General features: G+C 40.3%; 20 protein-coding genes. 7 read left to right on the top strand and 13 right to left on the bottom strand.

Annotated elements, in window-relative coordinates:
- Nucleotides 1-175: 175 nt before the first annotated feature.
- Both ACFX4L_RS05135 and ACFX4L_RS05130 read right to left on the bottom strand, forming a co-directional pair.
- The gene (locus tag ACFX4L_RS05135) at nucleotides 176-586 is read right to left on the bottom strand and encodes a hypothetical protein (RefSeq protein WP_061463410.1); all 411 of its coding nucleotides are present in this window, start codon (nucleotides 584-586) and stop codon (nucleotides 176-178) included.
- Nucleotides 587-840: 254 nt separating this feature from the next.
- On the bottom strand, nucleotides 841-1743 hold the full coding sequence (locus ACFX4L_RS05130; RefSeq protein ID WP_377387009.1) for an AEC family transporter: 903 nt from the start codon (nucleotides 1741-1743) through the stop codon (nucleotides 841-843).
- 242 nt (nucleotides 1744-1985) lie between these two features.
- Between ACFX4L_RS05130 and ACFX4L_RS05125 the strand changes: the two genes are divergently transcribed.
- Nucleotides 1986-2453 carry a nucleoside deaminase gene (locus ACFX4L_RS05125; protein ID WP_125163013.1) on the top strand — a complete coding sequence of 156 codons (468 nt, stop codon included), beginning with the start codon at nucleotides 1986-1988 and terminating at the stop codon, nucleotides 2451-2453.
- A gap of 269 nt (nucleotides 2454-2722) precedes the next feature.
- Here the strand turns inward: ACFX4L_RS05125 and ACFX4L_RS05120 are convergent, their stop codons facing one another.
- Entirely contained in the window at nucleotides 2723-2893 is a 171-nt protein-coding gene (locus tag ACFX4L_RS05120; protein ID WP_377404095.1) for a hypothetical protein, read from the bottom strand.
- Nucleotides 2894-3003: 110 nt separating this feature from the next.
- Here ACFX4L_RS05120 and ACFX4L_RS05115 point away from each other — a divergent pair, with 110 nt between their 5' ends.
- From ACFX4L_RS05115 to ACFX4L_RS05095, 5 genes are all read left to right on the top strand, one after another.
- Nucleotides 3004-3153, top strand: a complete 150-nt coding sequence (locus tag ACFX4L_RS05115) for a hypothetical protein (protein WP_377387006.1) — start codon at nucleotides 3004-3006, stop codon at nucleotides 3151-3153.
- 22 nt (nucleotides 3154-3175) lie between these two features.
- Nucleotides 3176-3724 carry an amidohydrolase family protein gene (locus ACFX4L_RS05110; protein WP_377387015.1) on the top strand — a complete coding sequence of 183 codons (549 nt, stop codon included), beginning with the start codon at nucleotides 3176-3178 and terminating at the stop codon, nucleotides 3722-3724.
- Nucleotides 3664-3873 carry an adenine deaminase C-terminal domain-containing protein gene (locus ACFX4L_RS05105; RefSeq protein WP_377387012.1) on the top strand — a complete coding sequence of 70 codons (210 nt, stop codon included), beginning with the start codon at nucleotides 3664-3666 and terminating at the stop codon, nucleotides 3871-3873. Before ACFX4L_RS05110 ends, ACFX4L_RS05105 begins: the two co-directional genes overlap by 61 nt.
- A 92-nt stretch (nucleotides 3874-3965) precedes the next feature.
- Nucleotides 3966-4223 carry an adenine deaminase C-terminal domain-containing protein gene (locus ACFX4L_RS05100; RefSeq protein ID WP_377387004.1) on the top strand — a complete coding sequence of 86 codons (258 nt, stop codon included), beginning with the start codon at nucleotides 3966-3968 and terminating at the stop codon, nucleotides 4221-4223.
- Between the two features lie 98 nt (nucleotides 4224-4321).
- Nucleotides 4322-5380, top strand: a complete 1059-nt coding sequence (locus tag ACFX4L_RS05095; RefSeq protein WP_377404092.1) for a lactonase family protein — start codon at nucleotides 4322-4324, stop codon at nucleotides 5378-5380.
- A gap of 65 nt (nucleotides 5381-5445) precedes the next feature.
- Here ACFX4L_RS05095 and ACFX4L_RS05090 read toward each other — a convergent pair whose 3' ends face one another.
- The 5 genes from ACFX4L_RS05090 to ACFX4L_RS05070 all read right to left on the bottom strand — a co-directional run bounded on the left by ACFX4L_RS05090 (nucleotide 5446) and on the right by ACFX4L_RS05070 (nucleotide 11136).
- The gene (locus ACFX4L_RS05090; protein WP_061463414.1) at nucleotides 5446-6243 is read right to left on the bottom strand and encodes an endonuclease I family protein; all 798 of its coding nucleotides are present in this window, start codon (nucleotides 6241-6243) and stop codon (nucleotides 5446-5448) included.
- A gap of 93 nt (nucleotides 6244-6336) precedes the next feature.
- Nucleotides 6337-6951 (bottom strand): NUDIX hydrolase, encoded by a 615-nt coding sequence (locus ACFX4L_RS05085; protein ID WP_377387002.1) that lies wholly within the window; start codon nucleotides 6949-6951, stop codon nucleotides 6337-6339.
- Nucleotides 6952-7473: 522 nt separating this feature from the next.
- The gene (locus ACFX4L_RS05080; protein WP_377404089.1) at nucleotides 7474-8814 is read right to left on the bottom strand and encodes an aspartate aminotransferase family protein; all 1341 of its coding nucleotides are present in this window, start codon (nucleotides 8812-8814) and stop codon (nucleotides 7474-7476) included.
- Nucleotides 8815-8892: 78 nt separating this feature from the next.
- Entirely contained in the window at nucleotides 8893-10350 is a 1458-nt protein-coding gene (locus ACFX4L_RS05075) for a CoA-acylating methylmalonate-semialdehyde dehydrogenase (RefSeq protein WP_284470600.1), read from the bottom strand.
- Nucleotides 10351-10584: 234 nt separating this feature from the next.
- Nucleotides 10585-11136, bottom strand: coding sequence for a GNAT family N-acetyltransferase (locus tag ACFX4L_RS05070; RefSeq protein WP_377386995.1), 552 nt, complete (start codon nucleotides 11134-11136; stop codon nucleotides 10585-10587).
- Between the two features lie 1026 nt (nucleotides 11137-12162).
- On the opposite strand from ACFX4L_RS05070, the gene ACFX4L_RS05065 reads away from it, so the two are divergent.
- A complete protein-coding gene (locus ACFX4L_RS05065; RefSeq protein ID WP_029714163.1) occupies nucleotides 12163-12363 on the top strand; it encodes a cold-shock protein in 201 nt (66 codons plus the stop codon).
- 212 nt (nucleotides 12364-12575) lie between these two features.
- Here ACFX4L_RS05065 and ACFX4L_RS05060 read toward each other — a convergent pair whose 3' ends face one another.
- The 5 genes from ACFX4L_RS05060 to ACFX4L_RS05040 all read right to left on the bottom strand — a co-directional run bounded on the left by ACFX4L_RS05060 (nucleotide 12576) and on the right by ACFX4L_RS05040 (nucleotide 17571).
- Nucleotides 12576-13430 (bottom strand): crotonase/enoyl-CoA hydratase family protein, encoded by an 855-nt coding sequence (locus tag ACFX4L_RS05060; RefSeq protein WP_377386988.1) that lies wholly within the window; start codon nucleotides 13428-13430, stop codon nucleotides 12576-12578.
- A gap of 213 nt (nucleotides 13431-13643) precedes the next feature.
- Nucleotides 13644-14636 carry an ABC transporter ATP-binding protein gene (locus ACFX4L_RS05055; RefSeq protein WP_061463421.1) on the bottom strand — a complete coding sequence of 331 codons (993 nt, stop codon included), beginning with the start codon at nucleotides 14634-14636 and terminating at the stop codon, nucleotides 13644-13646.
- A 13-nt stretch (nucleotides 14637-14649) separates the two neighbouring features.
- Complete coding sequence (locus tag ACFX4L_RS05050; RefSeq protein ID WP_061463422.1) at nucleotides 14650-15663, bottom strand: ABC transporter ATP-binding protein; 1014 nt, start codon at nucleotides 15661-15663, stop codon at nucleotides 14650-14652.
- 49 nt (nucleotides 15664-15712) lie between these two features.
- A complete protein-coding gene (locus tag ACFX4L_RS05045; RefSeq protein ID WP_061463423.1) occupies nucleotides 15713-16642 on the bottom strand; it encodes an ABC transporter permease in 930 nt (309 codons plus the stop codon).
- The gene (locus ACFX4L_RS05040; protein WP_053346403.1) at nucleotides 16642-17571 is read right to left on the bottom strand and encodes an ABC transporter permease; all 930 of its coding nucleotides are present in this window, start codon (nucleotides 17569-17571) and stop codon (nucleotides 16642-16644) included. Before ACFX4L_RS05040 ends, ACFX4L_RS05045 begins: the two co-directional genes overlap by 1 nt.
- Nucleotides 17572-17652 lie beyond the last annotated feature (81 nt).

Raw genomic sequence — 17652 nt, 5'->3', positions numbered from 1 at the left:
GTCTAGGGGAGACCCCGCAGGCGAAAGCCGAGGAGGCTCCCCGACCGCCCGCGGAAAGCGAGTGCCTGGAGTGGAAAATCAACGGCCAAATTGTACAACTCATAAAAAATAGACAAACTCGATTTTCATCGAGTTTGTCTACAGTCTGAAAAGACAGCAATCGCTGTCTTTTCCATCAATCCTTTATCGCATCTTCAAATGGCGCTGAAAATAAACCACTTGGCGCCAACATATCCGTATCCGATTCACGGCTTTCCCCAACTACAATATATGAACCAGCTGGAAAAAAATCAAACATATCACTTTCCTTATGTATGATCAAGAAATATTCATATAAATCATCCATAAGTTCCTGATGTTCGTCTAATTTCATGATTTCTCCACATTCATCGATTTCAAAGTTTTCATTAATTGCATCTTGGAGTTCTTCATTATTTGAATACGCGATATAAAAATCCACATCTCCACACTCCATGCATAGCAGGAGTTTTTCTTCTAGTGCTTCTTCATAGGATTTCTGAACGACCGCTTTTAAAATGGCATCAATCCTTTCAGGATTAGTTAGTTTAATTTTAGTCTTGAACACAAAATCCCTCCCCAATTAAATACAAAGGCATTGAAAATTATATGACAGTTGAATGAAAAATAAAAAAAGTAAGCTCATACTTAGAGTACATAATCGAAAATCGGTAACTGTCCGTTTCCTATTAAATCCAAATACCATAGTTCGTTCCTTTTCCAGGGCGCCGGATCCCTTTGTAGTTTCCTCCCTTATTATAACTTGATAGGAATCCTCCGCGCATATATTAATTTTGCCCGTATATTTAGAATGATAATCTTCTATAATAGTAAGAAAAAGATGATCGGAAGCGTAATCAAGCTTAATGAAGTACTAATGAACGTAGCACTTGATACGAATTCAGGCTCTGTATTGAATTGGAGTGCATACATCGTAGTGTTGGCCGCCGTTGGCATGGCAGCTACGATGATCATGATATGCCTGACCATATCATCCACTGGTAAGGCAAGTGATAACAGGAAAGCAATGGCTGGGGAAACAGCAAGTTTAAGAAGCAGCGAAACTGATAGCTTTCGGTAGGCAATATTTTTCAGCGAAATGTTGGCAAGCTGCATCCCGAGTGTTATCATGATTGTCGGAATCGCTGCATTTGCAACAAGGTGAATAGCTTCCAAAACCGAATTGCTTAAAGGAATGTTCACTAACTGAAAAACCGCACCTGCAATAGCCCCATACACAATAGGCATCCTACATACTGCTTTAAGCGCTGTTTGAACCCCGTTTCCTTCAGGGCTGCCCTTCGCTGCGAAATAAATGCCAATAGTACACATGACTAACTGTTGACCCACCATCAGGATAATTGCATAATCGAGGCCTGCCGCTCCGAATAGCAGGAAAATGACAGGTGTTCCATAATTCCCGTTATTCATGAATGCGGACGCCAGAATCATTCCGCTTGTTTCAGTGACTGTATAATTACGGAAGAACGATATAATATAGACTACCAAGACGAGAGAAAGGCAGAGTACTATCGTGAATAAGAACAGGTAAAAATAATTAATCGTAAATTCTGCTGAATAAAAGGTTCGAAACACAAGAAAAGGTGACATTAAATATAATGCCATCGTGGAAATGGATTTTGTATCAAGTTTAAACTTTTTCTGACCGACGAACCCTAAAACAAAAATACCGAATATCGGTAAGAGAACACCCAAAAACCCCATAATATCACCTTCATAATCATAATGATTTTATTCTAACAATATCAGTTTTATAATTTTTTGTAAAAAATTCTTTCATACCGCTCCTGATTGAAATGTTATATATTCTCGCAAGTAATTAATTTTCTTTATTTTCAAAAAATATCATTCGGTTTTCGTCTTCAAATGGTATATTTTTATAATATTCACGTTAAAAAAAGTAACAGTAAGCTTTTGGCTTATTAAATATGAAGGGGTGTTTTTTAATGGATGTAAAATTCATGGAGATGGCTGTTCGACTTGCATATGAAAATGTATTGGCAAAGAACGGAGGACCTTTTGGTGCAATAATCGTAAAAGATGGCACAGTTGTAGGAAAAGGATGTAATAATGTGACAACAGCCAACGATCCAACAGCTCACGCCGAAGTACAGGCGATTCGTGATGCATGCAGGCACCTCAACAGCTTTCAGCTTACAGATTGTGAAATATACACTAGCTGTGAACCTTGCCCAATGTGCATTGGTGCCATTTATTGGGCACGTCCAAAAGCCATTTATTACGCATGTACGAAAGAAGACGCTGCACACATCGGCTTTGATGATCACTTTATCTATCAGGAACTTGGCCTGCCAATGGAAAAGCGCATAATTAAAATGGAACAAATGTCTTTTAATAACCACGATTTACCATTCCGAACATGGGAGACCTATATTGAAAAAGTGAAATATTAATCGGTTATAATTTTTGCCAAAGGGGTTACAGAATAGATGTCGCCGCAGGGAAAACGCCTGCAGATTGCGTCATTAAAAACGGTCAAATAATAGATGTATTAAATGGTGATGCCTATACAAGCGACATAGCTATCGTCGATGGTTTTTTCGCTGGCATCGGGAGTTATGAGGGTATTTCAGAAATCGATGCTGCCGGAAGATTCGTCTCCCCTACATTCATTGTTGGCCATGTCCATATTGAATCTCCGATGGTCAGGCATTCTGAACTCTTAAACATTCTCCTTTTTCGTGGTGTTACCTGCCCCGTTACAGATTCCCTTGAAAATAGCCAATGTTTCTGGTAAAAAGGCATTCAATATATGATTGAACAATCCGAGCATCTTCCTTATGACTTCTACTTCATGATGCCATATTGTGTACCTGCGACGGCGTTTGAACATTTTGGTGATGCCTTAAGAAGTGAAGATTTAATTTAATTTTACCAAAACCGAAAGTGATTGGTTTAGCCGAAGTGATGGCTTTCACGGACGTTTCACATGCGGAGGAGGATATGCTGCAAAAATTATACGATTCAAATAGACTAGGCAAAAGCATTGATGGCCACGCAGCTGGATTATCCGAACAACAGCTCGATGTTCATATGAGTGCCGGCATTAAAACGGATCATGAATGCACTACATCGGAGGAGGCAAAAGAATGACTGCGAAAGGGAATGTATCTTGATGATCAGGGAAGGCACCGTTGCCAAAGACTTAATAAACCTGGTTCCAGCTATTAATGAGAAGAAATCCCGCCGTTGTTTATTCGTCACCGATGACCGGCATCTGGATGATATTGTATCTGAGGGGAGTATCGATCACAATGTACGACTATCCTTAGAAACAGGAGTCCAGCCTATTACCGCCATTCAAATGGCGACCATAAATGCAGCAGAATGCTTTGGTTTAAAGGAACATGGTGCCATAGCACCTGGATTCAAGGCAGACTTCCTTCTATTAGATGATCTTGATTCAGTCATCATCCACTCGGTCTTTAAAGAGGGAAAGCTTATGGTGCAAAATAATCGTTCACTTAACTTTCCAGCTGAAAAGGAGCAGGCTATTGACGACGAGTTGAAGCACTCCGTTCAATTTCATGAAATAACGGAAGATGATTTGGCGATACCTTTTAAAAATAAGCCTCCTTCTAATATTATAAATAACTCCAAAAGATTGAACCGGTTACGGTTAATCATGGTCTATTCCAGTTCTCTGAACAAGTTGATCATATAAAACTGGCTGTAATTGAACGGCATCATTTGACCAACCAATTAGTTGGGCTCGGATTGAAATCAGTCGCAATTGCCACGACAGTAGCCTATAATTCACATAATTTAATCATTGCCTGCACGAATGACCAAGATATGCTAATGGCCGCATAGGAAATCAAAAAGACTCAGGGTGGATTGGCCGTAATTCAAAAAGAGAAAATACTAGCCTCCCTCCCACCCCCAATTTCTGGATTGGTGTGTAAATGAACTTATATGATGTCGTTCATTCATTGAAACGAATCGATGGTGCCCTATTGAAACTCGGTGCAAACAGGCATTTCAACCCTTTCCTTACACTTGCGTTCTTGGCGCTACCTGTCATCCCGGAAATTAAACTGACTGATCAGGGCTTATTTTCCGTTTCTGAGTTTAGGCATATTCCTATCGAAGTCTCAAAGCCAGTCGATAAAATTTTACCTCCTTGTCGTTTTTTTCTTCTCGCCCCAGTAATTTCTAAATGAATCAGGTTCCAACTCGACTTAAACCGGGAAAAGGATATAATGCGTATCATCTATGTTAAAATAAAAATAAACACAAATCTTTCTTGGAGGAGATAAATATGGCAAAATCTGATCAACAAACCATAATTGGATACATTGGCACTTACACAAAAGGAAACAGCAAAGGCATTTACCGCTTTACTTTAGATACAGCAGAAGGAAAACTTAGTACACCGGTTCTTGCAGCAGAATTAACCGATCCGACTTATCTCGCCATAAGCCAGGACAAGAAGAATCTCTATGCCATTTTAAAAGAAGCGGGCAGCGGCGGAGTTTCAGCCTATTCGATTAGTGAAGAATCTGGTGAGCTTACCTACTTGGGCAAACAACTGACACCAAATGGTTCTTCCTGCCATATAAGTGTCGACAGCAAGAAACAGGTTTTGGTCACTTCCAGTTATGGAGAAGGCGTGATTGAATCATATCCGATTCAGAACGACGCGGTCCCTTTACCTGTTTCATCCACTGTTCGACATGAGGGTCACGGACCTAATGAAGAACGTCAGGAAAAAGCACACACTCACTTCGCTGGTTTCACACCGGACGAAAGTTTCATTGCTGTAGTCGATCTAGGAATAGATAAAGTGATAACTTATAAAATACATAATGGGATTATGGAAGAAGTAAACAGTTTATCCGTTGCACCAGGCAGCGGACCACGGCATTTGACCTTCCACCCAAACGGAAAATTTGCGTATGTCATGTCTGAGCTTGTACCAGAAGTCATTGTTTTAAGTTTCGACAGTCTAACCGGGAGTTTTTCTGAATTACAAACGGTCCGGACCATTCCCGAAGATTTCAAGGAAAACAGCCAGGGCAGCGCCATTCATATTTCTGATGACGGGAAATTCGTATATGCCGCAAACCGCGGACATGATAGTATAGCCGTTTACCAAATCAATCAAGAAACAGGCAAATTGGCATTCGTGGAACTGGTCAATTCCGAAGGGCATTGGCCACGAGATTTTTCATTGGACCCTAGCGGAAAATTCCTGATCGCTTCTAATGAACAATCAGGAAACCTGACACTATATGCACGGAATGAACAGGACGGAAAATTAACATTATTGCAAAAAGATGTTCAAGTTCCCTTTCCCGTTTGTGTGAAATTCCTTTAAAATCTCTCATTAAAAAAGGATTGAAGCTTTTACCACAGCTTCAATCCTTTTTTTATCATCCTTTTTTAATTCCATTTCTCCGCCATTTCGGGGAAATCTATAAATGGGTTTCGATTACCCTGAATCTCATGTATAGCCTGGTTTCTATGTTTTTCATAAGTGCTGACTGGAAAGAGCCGGTGCCATTCCATAAGCAGTGCCAGGTCAATATTGCCGTTATCGATGATCCCCTCATACCTGAGTAAAAAATACATGGTAGCCCTCGCTACAATGCCTTTGCCGTATTCAGGTTCGAATTTACCTTCGTCCGATTTCCCGCAACCCGCTTTTATTCCGGCAGCCGATGCTTCTGGGATATAATCCTCAAAATCATGGTATGGATAGTTACCCCGGCTACTGTTACAAGTTGGTTCGCAGGCGAACAGATGGTGCAAATCCCCCCTCATCGGTTCTTTTTTATTGAACCATGATTGAGGTACGACATGTTCACAATTAACGAGCATGTTCTCCATCTTCGTTGATTCAATCCCTTTTGACAACTCTTCTAGTATACGGATATCTTCCTCAATAACTTCTATAGGATCCATTCCTTTACCGGAGTACAGGCTTTTCAGCTTGCCATTTTCCTGTAAGTCAACCCAAGGGTAAACATGACGATGTGGTGAGTAGTTCAGCTGGTTTTTATGGGTTGCTACTAGTAGTTTCTTCAATCCTTCTCGGTCCAAGGAACCATCTTGATAGTATTCTCGCTTAAGTTCCTGATCTTTCGTTTCATCGTAGTATTCGCGGTTTTCATTGAAGTTCACATGCGCAGCCATTGCCATTTCCCGTTCTTTTTCAAGTATTTCAAAACTATTCTTCATCCACTCATCCCCCCGATTCTATTAAAACCTAACTTTTACCATAATTTAAGTTTAATAGAAATCCTTTGAGAAAAAAAGGTGCTTTAGAAGTGTCTAACGAAGAATTTCTATAAAATGGGTAAGGATTTTCGCTGTCATTCCCCAGATTACTCGATCGTTATATAAGTAAAAATATTCTTCCATTTGTTTTGGCTGCCATTTATAATTCTCCCCGCCAACAATTAAATCTTGGGGGAAATTTTCATGTGGTTCTATTTTATATTTCACATGATATATCTCTGGCGGTTTTTCCATGAAAAAGGAAAGCGGTACACTAAAAATGGTTTCTACCTCAGCTGGATTAGGAATTATCCGTTGATGGTTACGAACAAATCCTGCATAAGGATATACAATCATCCCAAAAGGGGATACCAAATAATCAATTGGAAAGACATTATAAATATCTTCTTTTTTCAAACCAAGTTCCTCATATGTTTCCCTAAGGGCAGCCGACTGTTCATCATGGTCCGACTTGTCTATTTTCCCGCCTGGAAAACAGATATCCCCTGGCTGCCTCCTAAGTGTGTGTGAACGCTCTTCAAAAAGAACATGTATTCCATCTTCTTTTTCTATAAGCGGAACCAATACAGCATACTTTGAAAAATTCTCACTACCTAAAATTTCAGGGGTATGTAATGTGAGTTTTTTTGTTATATCTTTATTTTTCATGTACCACACCTCTTCTGAAGTTAATATTGACAATATGAAATCGGTATTTTTCAACCACTCATTATCATTCCATTTTCAAACATCCTCTATAACTAAGCAAGGAAAACGATTCCAAAAATTTTCCCTTTAATTCGTAATAGGGATCTCTTATTCTTTATATCCTTGTTATTTCATATAAATGTAGGCCTCTTCAAATCTAATAACTTTTCGTCACGATAGGGAAATTTATTTTCTATTTAACCTATGGGACAAGCTAATTTATGTATGGACAAACCACAGAATTTTAGAGTTTTTTTACGCGTTATACTCGGTCCTTTGACCATATATAAAAGCACCGTTCAATGTTTCTGAACGGTGCTAAAACTAAACGCAGCATCCTCTATTAAAAGGAAATATTTCTGAAAAAAAACCGAATGTTAAAATAGGGAAAATCAACAAGTACATAAAGAACTCTATTTATATACCGAATTTTCAGGAAACGCATTTCAAGGCAGCCTATCCTATTTCTGAAGTTTTTTTTATTTATAGTTCTGTTAGTGTTCGCTTTACAGTCGTTACGATGAATAAGAAATCCTCTTCAGTGATACTTAGTGGGGGAGCAAGAGTCAGGACATTATTGAAGCCTGCTACTGTATCACCATTTTTACCTATAATCAGCCCCTTTTCTTTGCATGACGCAATCACTTTATTGATTTTGGAAAGATCGATCGGTCGTTTTGTCTGTTTATCTTCCACTAGTTCAATCCCTACCAACAAACCTTTCCCACGTACATCCCCAACATTAGGATGAGATTTGATTTCTTCAAACTCTTGCAGAAAGCGAAGTCCTAACTCTTCAGACCGTTCTATTAGTTTTTCATTTTCATATATTTCAATATTTTTTAAAGCAAGGGCACAGGAAGCTGGATTGCCACCAAATGTATTTACATGTCGAAAGCGATCATATTCATCTGAACCAATGAACGCTTCATAAATTTCACGTTTGACGGCTGTAGCGGATAATGGCAGGTAAGCGCTTGTGATTCCTTTAGCCATTGTTACGATGTCCGGTTTTACATCATAGTTCATAAATCCGAATTTCTTTCCAGTACGGCCAAACCCGCAAATGACCTCATCCGAAATGAGAAGGACACCATTTTTCTCACAAATTTCTTTTACCCGCTTCATATATCCATCAGGTGGCATCAGGATTCCACCTCCAGTGATGATTGGTTCCATGATTACCGCGGCCACCGTTTCGCCCAATTCCCATGTAATGGTACGGTCAATTTCAGCCGCACTTTTTTCACCACTTTCATCCTCTGGGTTCCGGTATGAATCCGGCGGTGATACATGAAGAAAACCTGGGGCGAGTGGTTCATATTTAAACTTTCGTTGTGCTTGCCCGGTAGCTGCCAGTGCCCCCATTGAATTGCCATGATAACCTCGATAACGAGAAATGAATTTATAACGTCCATGTTCACCTTTTTGCTGATGATACTGCCGAGCAATTTTAAAAGCTGTCTCATTTGCTTCTGAACCGCTGTTAGAGAAGAAAATCACATAATCCCCACCCAGCCATTCATTTAACTTCTCTGCTAGCTTAATAGCCGGGATGTGACTGTTCATTAAAGGGGCATAAGGAAGCTCTTTCAACTGCTCGTAAGCTGCCTCGGCCAGCTCCGTGCGACCATATCCTACGTTGACACACCATAAACCTGACATCCCATCCAGGAAACGATTCCCATCAACATCCGTAATCCATGCTCCTTGCCCTTTTTGGACTACCATTGTCCCAGGGTTGGGTTCAGCCCCTTTCATATGATGCCACACATATTTGCCATCCATCGTTTTAAGATCATGACCCTGTTTTTCAACCGGCATAAGCCACACTCCTCTTATAATAATGTATAAAGGTATAAAGGAAGGCCGACCACAAATTGCGTCGACCCCTTTTTCCTATCAATATCTTGCCGTTAACATTTTCTTTCTAGTGTAAAATTCCACACCGTCCTTCCCATTGGCATGAAGGTCTCCATAAAATGAACTTTTATAGCCGGAAAAAGGAAAGAATGCCATAGGCGCGGGTACGCCAAGGTTAATACCAAGCATCCCTGCATCAATTTCTTCACGAAATTCCCGGATGGCTTTTGCACTATCCGTATAGAGGCAGGCACCATTGGCAAATTCGGATTGATTGGTCAAATCGATTGCTTCTTCAAGCGTATTAACCCTTACTATGGATAAAACAGGGGCAAAAATTTCATCCTTCCATATTTTCATGTTTGTTTTTACATGATCAAATAATGTCGGTCCAACATAATAGCCATTTTCCTGATCGCCTTCATTTCTGCCATCACGAAGGAGAACCGCTCCTTCTTTTTCACCGATATCAATATATTGTTCTGTTCTCTTTTTATGAGTATCACGGATCACAGGGCCCAAGAAAACGTCCTTATCCATTCCATTGCCAATCTTGATGTCATCCGCTGCAGCCTTTAATCTCTCAACAAGCAAATCTCCCACTTCTCCCACCGCAACAACCACCGACGCAGCCATGCAACGCTCGCCTGCTGATCCGAAGGCGGCATTCGTTATGTTCGTTACCGCATTATCCAAATCCGCATCAGGCATGACGATTGAATGATTTTTCGCTCCTGATAAAGCCTGGACACGTTTTTTATTGGCAGCTGCCGTTTTGTATACATACTCTGCTACAGGCTGGGACCCAACAAATGATATCGCTTTAATGTCTTCATGCTCCAAAATTCCATTCACGACATCATGGGCACCATGGACAATATTGACAACACCATTCGGAACGCCGGCTTCCGTCAGTAATTCTACAAGGCGGTTGGCTAAAAGCGGAGTCCGTTCTGAAGGTTTTAAGATAAACGTATTTCCACAGGCTATTGCAAGCGGGAACATCCAACAGGGAACCATCATTGGGAAATTAAATGGCGTAATCCCGGCAACGACACCCATTGGATAACGATACATGCCAGATTCAATTCCAGGGGATATATCAGGAAGCTGACTGCCCATCATCAAGGTAGGCGCACCTGCAGCGAATTCCACGCATTCAATTCCACGTTGGACCTCACCATATGCTTCTGTATAGCTTTTTCCATTTTCTATCGTGACCAGCTTTGCAAGTTCATCCCAGTGTTCTATCAATAATTGCTGGTAACGGAATAAGAAGCGCGCTCTTTTTGGCACGGCCACCTTTTTCCATTCTTTATACGCCTTTTTAGCAACCTGCACCGCCTGGTCGACATCTTCCTTTGTGGAAAGGGGTACGATTGCCAAAGCTTCTCCTGTTGCCGGATTAGGCACTTCTTCATGTTTCGATGTTGTGGAATTCACCCACTTGCCACCGATATAATTTTTCAACGTTTCTACATCATTGATAACTGTCATTAAAGAAACCCTCCATTTCAACACGATTTCATAGTTTTATTATATTTTTCAAACGGGCTTTTTACATTAGACGTTTTGTATAGTTTTTGATTCAATATTTGCACATATTGTTTGATTTCGATTTTCCTATATTCATAATAATCAGGAAAAGAAATTTCCCCACTCAATACTAATGTAAAATCCGCTTTTAACCTTTTAGAATATTTCTTTCCCTTTAATCAGCAGGCTTTCAAATCAACATTTAATAATCGAGTATAACTTTAGGTCCTCATGCTTTCCTTTAACAAACATCCCTTTCCTTATGATTCCCTCAAAAGACATTCCAGCCTTTTGCATGACTCGCTCCGAACCCAAATTCCCTACAAAGCAGCGTGCTTGTATTCGGACAAGGTTCATATTATCGAAGCCAAATTCGATTATCTTTTTGACTGCCTCCGTCACCAAGCCATTCCCCCAGTATTTTGGTGCCAGCACATATCCAATTTCAGCTCTATGATGATCAACCTGCCATGAAACAAAGTCAATAGTGCCAATCAACTTACCACTTTCCTTGTATTGTATTCCCCATGGAGCGATTTTCTTATCCTCATAATTCTGTAATGCAAATCGGATAAAATCCCTTGTATCACATAGGGAACGATGGGCTTCCCATGTGACAAAGCGGGATACATCACTATTGGATGCATAAGCGAACATGTCTTCGGCATCATTCATGGTGACTTTCCTCATAACTAAACGTTTTGATTCTATGGTAGGCAGCTGTCCATATATGTCTTTCACATTCATGATTACACCCCATTCCATTAATTATTTGTATTATAGCAAGATTGTAAAGCAATCACTGTTCCCAATTGAAATATCATTGAACTTATGTATAATTCAGAAAAATAGGCAGAGGGAGAATCATGCCAAGAAAACTCATAATAAGCCAACCTTGAATGGACCTTTATTACAGAGAGGTAAAGAATTGGTACCCGAGTAGACTGTGATCTCCTGAAGATCTCCGGAAATTTGGAAGGATCATATAACCGATGCGGAAGTGATCGCAGGCTGGAAAAAGGAAATGTCTGAATCAATTGACACAAACGAAATAAAAAGGTTCCAGACATGTAGTGGATGCTTTACCCCTGGAAAACTTAGAAAAAAAGAATGTGCAGATTACAACTGCAAATGGCGTCCATGCCTACCCCCATTCTAGAAACCATTTTTCTTGTAATGCTTGCCTTAACAAGAAAAATAAATACATGTACTAAGCAAAAGCAGGAAAAGGCTTGGCATCACGCAAAAATAAGCAGGAAATTCATGAATAGACCATCGGAATCATCGGTGTTGCAAAAATCAGAAAAGACACCGCTAAAATTGCCAAGGCTTTTCCCATGACCGTATTAGGAATGCGCCATTCCGGTAAATGAGAAGAATTTGTCGATGAGATGTTCACACAAAACCATTGAATCCCTTCTTCCTAAGTGCGATTATATTGGCGGGACATTACGCCGCACACATCCGAAAATACGGAATTTTACGAGCAACGGCTTATTCAGGATATATTTTCATGCCGAATTTAATGAACGATCTTAATGGTAAAAAACCCTTCAACAAATTTACTTGATTACAAAAAAGGGCATTAATAATTTTTTAACATCTAGCATTATAAATAATCTTGCTTTGTTTACTTGCAGATTCCGACAATATCTGTTATATTTAATAAGAATTATTTTTGTTCGGGAAGATTGATAAGTGAAACACTTTTCGTCTAATGATTGAGCAAGGGTAGTAACACAATGTGTGGATTCACACTAGGAGGCAACAACAATGGAACAAGGTAAAGTAAAATGGTTTAACGCAGAAAAAGGATTTGGCTTCATCGAACGCGAAAACGGAGACGATGTATTCGTACATTTCTCAGCTATCCAAAGCGAAGGATTCAAATCATTAGACGAAGGTCAAGAAGTTACTTTTGAAGTTGAGCAAGGTCAACGTGGACCCCAAGCTACTAACGTTCAAAAAGCATAATTTTAAATACAATATATAACGGACTCTACTTGTAGAGTCTGTTTTTTTTGATTGAATCGCAATAATTAAAAAACCCCTATTCACAGGGAATAGGGGAACATGAAACAAGTTTAGTAAATGGTAAACACAGTATAACACACTAAGAAACGAAACCCTAATTTATCCGAAAAGTAAAAATTATCACGTACTTCCCTAGGCTTTTACCCTACCATTCATTTCTTATCCACTTCATATGTTCGATCCGTTCCCCAAGGATAAAACGGGGGCATATCGGAGCTGCTTTTCATTTTGAAATCAGCTTTCCTTTTTTCAAGGAAGGCTTCGATCCCTTCTTGTGCATCCGCTTGTTTTCCGGTCCAATGAATCATTTTCGATTCTATTTTATGCGATTCAACAGGATGGTTTGCACCGAGCATGGTCCACATTAACTGGCGGGATAACGTCACCGAGACGGAAGATGTATTTTCCGCAATGTCTGATGCAATTTCCATTGCCGCAGACATCAATTCATCCGGCTCAACGATCTTGTTTACCAATCTTCCCTCATATGCTTCACTGGCAGAAATCATTCTGCCGGTAAAAATCCATTCGGAAGCTTTGCCCATTCCGACAAGCCTAGGTAAGAACCAACCGCTGCATGCTTCCATCGTTATCCCTCTCCTCGCAAATACAAAACCCATTTTTGCATCTGTTGAAGCGATTCTAATGTCCATAGGCAAAGTCATTGTTATCCCAATCCCAACTGCCGCTCCATTAATGGCTGCTATCATGGGTTTCTTCATCTCAAAAATCCGTAATGACAACATCCCCCCTGCATCACGGTATTCAACCAAAGGAGTGTGATCCATAAAGGTTTCTGCACCTTTCTCCAAATCCATTCCAGCACAGTAAGCATCCCCAGCGCCAGTTAAAATAACGGCTCGTACGTCATCACTTTCATCCGCTTCATCTAAAGCAAGAATCATCTCCTCACACATCTTTTCATTGAAAGCATTCATTCTTTCAGGACGATTAAGAGTAATTATCATGACACGATCGACGATTTCACTAGTTATCGTGGAATACAATATCAGTCCCTCCTTCTCTTACAAATTGGTACAAGAAACAATTATTTATTTTTACATATAATTACATTTTATATGTTTTATTTTCAGATTCCTAGTTATTTATTTTGACATACTATAAAATAATTTATTCTTCAAGATAATCGCTTATATCTAAAAATATTTTAAATAAATATGTAAAAAAAGACCAGTCGCAAACGCAACTGGTTTTTTTGTTTACCAATATAAATGACAAGCTACGAAATGTCCCGGTTTTTGTTCTTTCCATTCAGGTACAGCACTGGAGCATATCTCCATCGCTTTAGGGCAGCGAGTCCGGAATACACAGCCGCTCGGCGGATTTATCGGACTTGGTACATCGCCTTTAAGTACGATTCTTTCCCGTTTAATAGTGGGATCCGGAATCGGCACTGCCGAAAGCAAGGCTTGCGTGTATGGATGTAGCGGATCATTCGTTAAAGAATCACTATCCGAAAGTTCCATCATCCTTCCAAGGTACATGACTAAAATGCGATTTGAAATATACTTGACCATCGATAAATCATGTGCGATGAATAAATAGGTCAAGCCCATTTCTTTTTGTAGCTCTTTTAATAAGTTAACCACTTGAGCTTGTATCGAAACATCCAGGGCAGAAATCGGTTCATCACAAACGATGAATTTAGGATTTAATGCCAAAGCCCTTGCAATTCCAATACGCTGGCGTTGTCCACCGCTGAATTCATGCGGAAAACGAGTGATATGTTCCGGACTTAAACCAACCAGCTTTAATAGGTCTTCCACCCTTTTTCTTCTCTCTTTACCTTTTGATATCCCATGTATGGCAAGTGGTTCCCCAATCAATTCCTCCACCTTCATCCTTGGGTTCAAGGATGCGTAGGGATCTTGGAAAATCATTTGTATTTCACGGCGGATTTGTGACATTTCCCCCTGTTTGTAATCGAAAATATTTTTCCCCTGAAAAAGAACTTCGCCATCTGTCGGTTCATATAGCCTTGTGATTGTACGCCCTGCAGTCGATTTACCACAACCGCTTTCCCCAACTAGACCGACAGTTTCCCCCGGATAGATTTTGAGATCCAAACCATCTACCGCTTTCAGCGTCTGAGAACCAACGGGAAAATACTTCTTCAGATTCTTTATTTCAACAAGAGGAGAATTTTCGTTGACTGTCTTTTCTTTAACTGACTTATTTTTTAGTGAAACCATTGGTTCTCCTCCTTTATACATTAGTCGGTGCTTGTACCTGTGTTGCTTTTGCCATTGGGTGGTGCAGCCAGCATGCAGCTGTCTGACCCTCTTCCACTACTTCAAGTTCCGGATCATGGTCTTTGCACACTTTCATTGCGGATTCACATCTTGGATAAAATGGGCATCCTTTTGGCGGATCCAATAAATCCGGTGGTGATCCGATAATGGGAACCAACGGAGCCGTTTTTTCCATATCCAGCCTTGGCACCGTTTTAAGCAGGCCTCTTGTATATGGATGCTGTGGGTTTGAAAATATAGCTCCTACCGTTCCCGTCTCCACAACCTTGCCTGCATACATGACGACTACCCGTTCACAAGTTTCCGCAACCACACCTAAATCATGAGTGATTAATATGATGGAAGTATCCATTCTACGTTGGATATCTTTCATCAGTTCCAAAATTTGCGCTTGTATCGTTACATCCAATGCCGTTGTTGGTTCATCCGCAATTAGCAATTTCGGTTCACAGGCTAAAGCCATTGCTATCATTGCCCTTTGGCGCATACCACCTGAAAACTCATGTGGATATTGTTGCATCCTTTTTTCAGGCTGAGGAATACCTACCAGTTTAAGCGTCTCCAACGCCCGTTCGTATGCATCTTTTCGGGACATATTTTTATTATGCTTTAAAATACCCTCCATGATTTGGCTGCCAATTTTTGTCGTTGGATTAAGCGAAGTCATTGGATCCTGAAAAATCATGCTGATTTCATTTCCGCGAATCTTCTGCATTTCCTTTTCACTCATTTTAATAAGATCTTTACCGCCAAAGTTTATAGACCCTTTTCCATACTCTGCTGGAGGTGTTTCCAATAATCTCATGATGGATTTCGCAGTAACACTTTTACCGCATCCGGACTCTCCAACAATGGCAACGGCTTCCCCTTTTTTCACTTCAAAGTTCACGCCGCGAACTGCCTGCACTTTTCCTGCATAAGTATGGAAGGTGATGTGTAAATCGTTGACTTCTAATAGGTTCTCCATCATCGTCCCTCCTATTCTAGTAATATCAAATCTTTATGTTAGGACTCTATTATTTCCGAAGTTTTGGATCCAGGGCATCCTGCAGTCCGTCACCAGCCACATTGAACGCGAACATGGTTAGGGAAATCAATATTGCCGGGATTAAAAGTTGATAGAAATTCCCTACCAAAATGCTTCCCAGGGCATCACTTGTCAATGTTCCCCAGCTTGCTTGAGGCGCTGGCACTCCAAGACCCAAAAAGCTTAGTGTAGCTTCGGCAAAAATCGCAGTGGGTACAGTCAACGTTAAATTGACCAGGATCGGTCCCATTGTATTTGGAATCATGTGTTTTCTTAAAGTCCAGCTCGTATTGGCTCCAGAGATGGTTGCTGCATGGATATATTCATTCTCTTTAAGTTGTAAAACCTGTCCCCTTACTAGTCGTGCCATGGGAATCCACCCTGTAATCGACATCGCAATGATGATCGGCAGAATACCAGGTTTTAATACGACCATCATTAAGATAACCATCAATAGGTAAGGGATTGCATAGATCACTTCAGCAAACCGCATCATGATATTATCTGTGCGTCCGCCACGAATGGCTGAAATCCCGCCATAAAGGACACCAATCAAGAAGTCAATCAGCGCAGCCATCAATCCAATGAACAACGATATCCTCGCACCATACCAAGCTCGCGTGAATAAATCCCTTCCTGAAGAATCCGTTCCAAACCAATGCTCGGCATTTGGACTAAGATTCTTTTTCTCGAAATCTTGTCCATAATAAGTATATCCGTTAATATATGGACCAAAAATCGCCAGTAAGACCAAGAGGATAATAAGTACGAATCCCGTCATTGCCAATTTATTTTCTCTAAAACGACGCCAGACGTCAGACCAATATGAAACTGTAGGTCTGGCAATTTTTTCAGCTTCCTTAAAGTTTCCTTCAGCGGGTTGGAACATATCTTCGGTTAAATGCACTTTATCTGCCATTATTTCTTCTCCCCCGTCACTTTAATTCTTGGATCAATCAACGTGTAGGCTATATCAACGATGAATATCAATAGGATAAGCACTGCACTATACACAATTGTGGAACCAAGAATGACCGGGTAGTCTCGGTTGGATATTCCCTTTACGAACATATCTCCCATGCCCGGAATACCAAAAATACGTTCAATGATGAAGCTTCCTGTAACGATATTAGCCGTCAGGATACCTAGAATCGTGATAATCGGCAATAATGCATTCCGAATAGCATGTTTGATTATGACACCGCTCCGTTTTAATCCTTTGGCCTTTGCAGTCAAAATGTAATCCTGCCCCATTACTTCAAGCATGCTTGTCCGCATCAATCTGGCGATGAAAGCAAGAGGCATCATTGACAGGGCAATGGATGGTAAAATGGTATGCTGCCATGTCGCCCATGTAGCAACTGGGAATATATGCCACTTTATTGCGAAATAATTGATTAAAATAGTCGCCAAGATAAAGTTTGGAACAGAGATCCCTACGATGGCAATGACCATTGATAAATAGTCGGGCCATTTATTTCTTTTCAGTGAAGCAACTACACCCAAAATTAGCCCAAAAAAGATGGCAATCACCAATGCTTGTGCCCCTAAGTGCAACGACACTGGAAATCCCTTCAAAATGTAATCATTCACAGAAATGGATGAGGATTTCAATGATGGACCAAAATCGAATTGTACGACTTCCAATAAATAATTCCCATACTGGGTCAACAACGGCTTGTCCAATCCATAGTGGACTTGAAGGTTTTCATAAACTGCAGGAGGCATTGCTCCTTCTTTAGCAAATGGATTTCCCGGAATCGTATGCATTATGATGAACGTTAATGTAATAACCGCCCATAAAGTAATAATCGCCCATTTAAAACGGTTTAATGTATATCTCAACATGGTAATCACCCCAATCATCGATTTTCTAAGGAGTTGAAAACGGAAATGAATTCATGAAATATTCAAATTCGCAATTGAAAA

It is taken from the genome of Peribacillus sp. YIM B13482 (assembly GCF_042787975.1).
GTDB lineage: Bacteria > Bacillota > Bacilli > Bacillales > DSM-1321 > Peribacillus > Peribacillus simplex_A.
This window is presented reverse-complemented; position numbering and strand designations above follow the sequence as displayed.

What these genes read in the sequence shown, in the direction of transcription:
- ACFX4L_RS05130 (WP_377387009.1), bottom strand. Translation starts at nt 1,743, where the DNA reads ATGGGGTTTTTGGGTGTTCTCTTACCGATATTCGGTATTTTTGTTTTA.
- ACFX4L_RS05125 (WP_125163013.1), top strand. Translation starts at nt 1,986, where the DNA reads ATGGATGTAAAATTCATGGAGATGGCTGTTCGACTTGCATATGAAAAT.
- ACFX4L_RS05120 (WP_377404095.1), bottom strand. Translation starts at nt 2,893, where the DNA reads ATGTTCAAACGCCGTCGCAGGTACACAATATGGCATCATGAAGTAGAA.
- ACFX4L_RS05115 (WP_377387006.1), top strand. Translation starts at nt 3,004, where the DNA reads ATGCTGCAAAAATTATACGATTCAAATAGACTAGGCAAAAGCATTGAT.
- ACFX4L_RS05110 (WP_377387015.1), top strand. Translation starts at nt 3,176, where the DNA reads ATGATCAGGGAAGGCACCGTTGCCAAAGACTTAATAAACCTGGTTCCA.
- ACFX4L_RS05100 (WP_377387004.1), top strand. Translation starts at nt 3,966, where the DNA reads ATGAACTTATATGATGTCGTTCATTCATTGAAACGAATCGATGGTGCC.
- ACFX4L_RS05095 (WP_377404092.1), top strand. Translation starts at nt 4,322, where the DNA reads ATGGCAAAATCTGATCAACAAACCATAATTGGATACATTGGCACTTAC.
- ACFX4L_RS05090 (WP_061463414.1), bottom strand. Translation starts at nt 6,243, where the DNA reads ATGAAGAATAGTTTTGAAATACTTGAAAAAGAACGGGAAATGGCAATG.
- ACFX4L_RS05085 (WP_377387002.1), bottom strand. Translation starts at nt 6,951, where the DNA reads ATGAAAAATAAAGATATAACAAAAAAACTCACATTACATACCCCTGAA.
- ACFX4L_RS05080 (WP_377404089.1), bottom strand. Translation starts at nt 8,814, where the DNA reads ATGCCGGTTGAAAAACAGGGTCATGATCTTAAAACGATGGATGGCAAA.
- ACFX4L_RS05075 (WP_284470600.1), bottom strand. Translation starts at nt 10,350, where the DNA reads ATGACAGTTATCAATGATGTAGAAACGTTGAAAAATTATATCGGTGGC.
- ACFX4L_RS05070 (WP_377386995.1), bottom strand. Translation starts at nt 11,136, where the DNA reads ATGAATGTGAAAGACATATATGGACAGCTGCCTACCATAGAATCAAAA.
- ACFX4L_RS05065 (WP_029714163.1), top strand. Translation starts at nt 12,163, where the DNA reads ATGGAACAAGGTAAAGTAAAATGGTTTAACGCAGAAAAAGGATTTGGC.
- ACFX4L_RS05055 (WP_061463421.1), bottom strand. Translation starts at nt 14,636, where the DNA reads ATGGTTTCACTAAAAAATAAGTCAGTTAAAGAAAAGACAGTCAACGAA.
- ACFX4L_RS05050 (WP_061463422.1), bottom strand. Translation starts at nt 15,663, where the DNA reads ATGGAGAACCTATTAGAAGTCAACGATTTACACATCACCTTCCATACT.
- ACFX4L_RS05045 (WP_061463423.1), bottom strand. Translation starts at nt 16,642, where the DNA reads ATGGCAGATAAAGTGCATTTAACCGAAGATATGTTCCAACCCGCTGAA.
- ACFX4L_RS05040 (WP_053346403.1), bottom strand. Translation starts at nt 17,571, where the DNA reads ATGTTGAGATATACATTAAACCGTTTTAAATGGGCGATTATTACTTTA.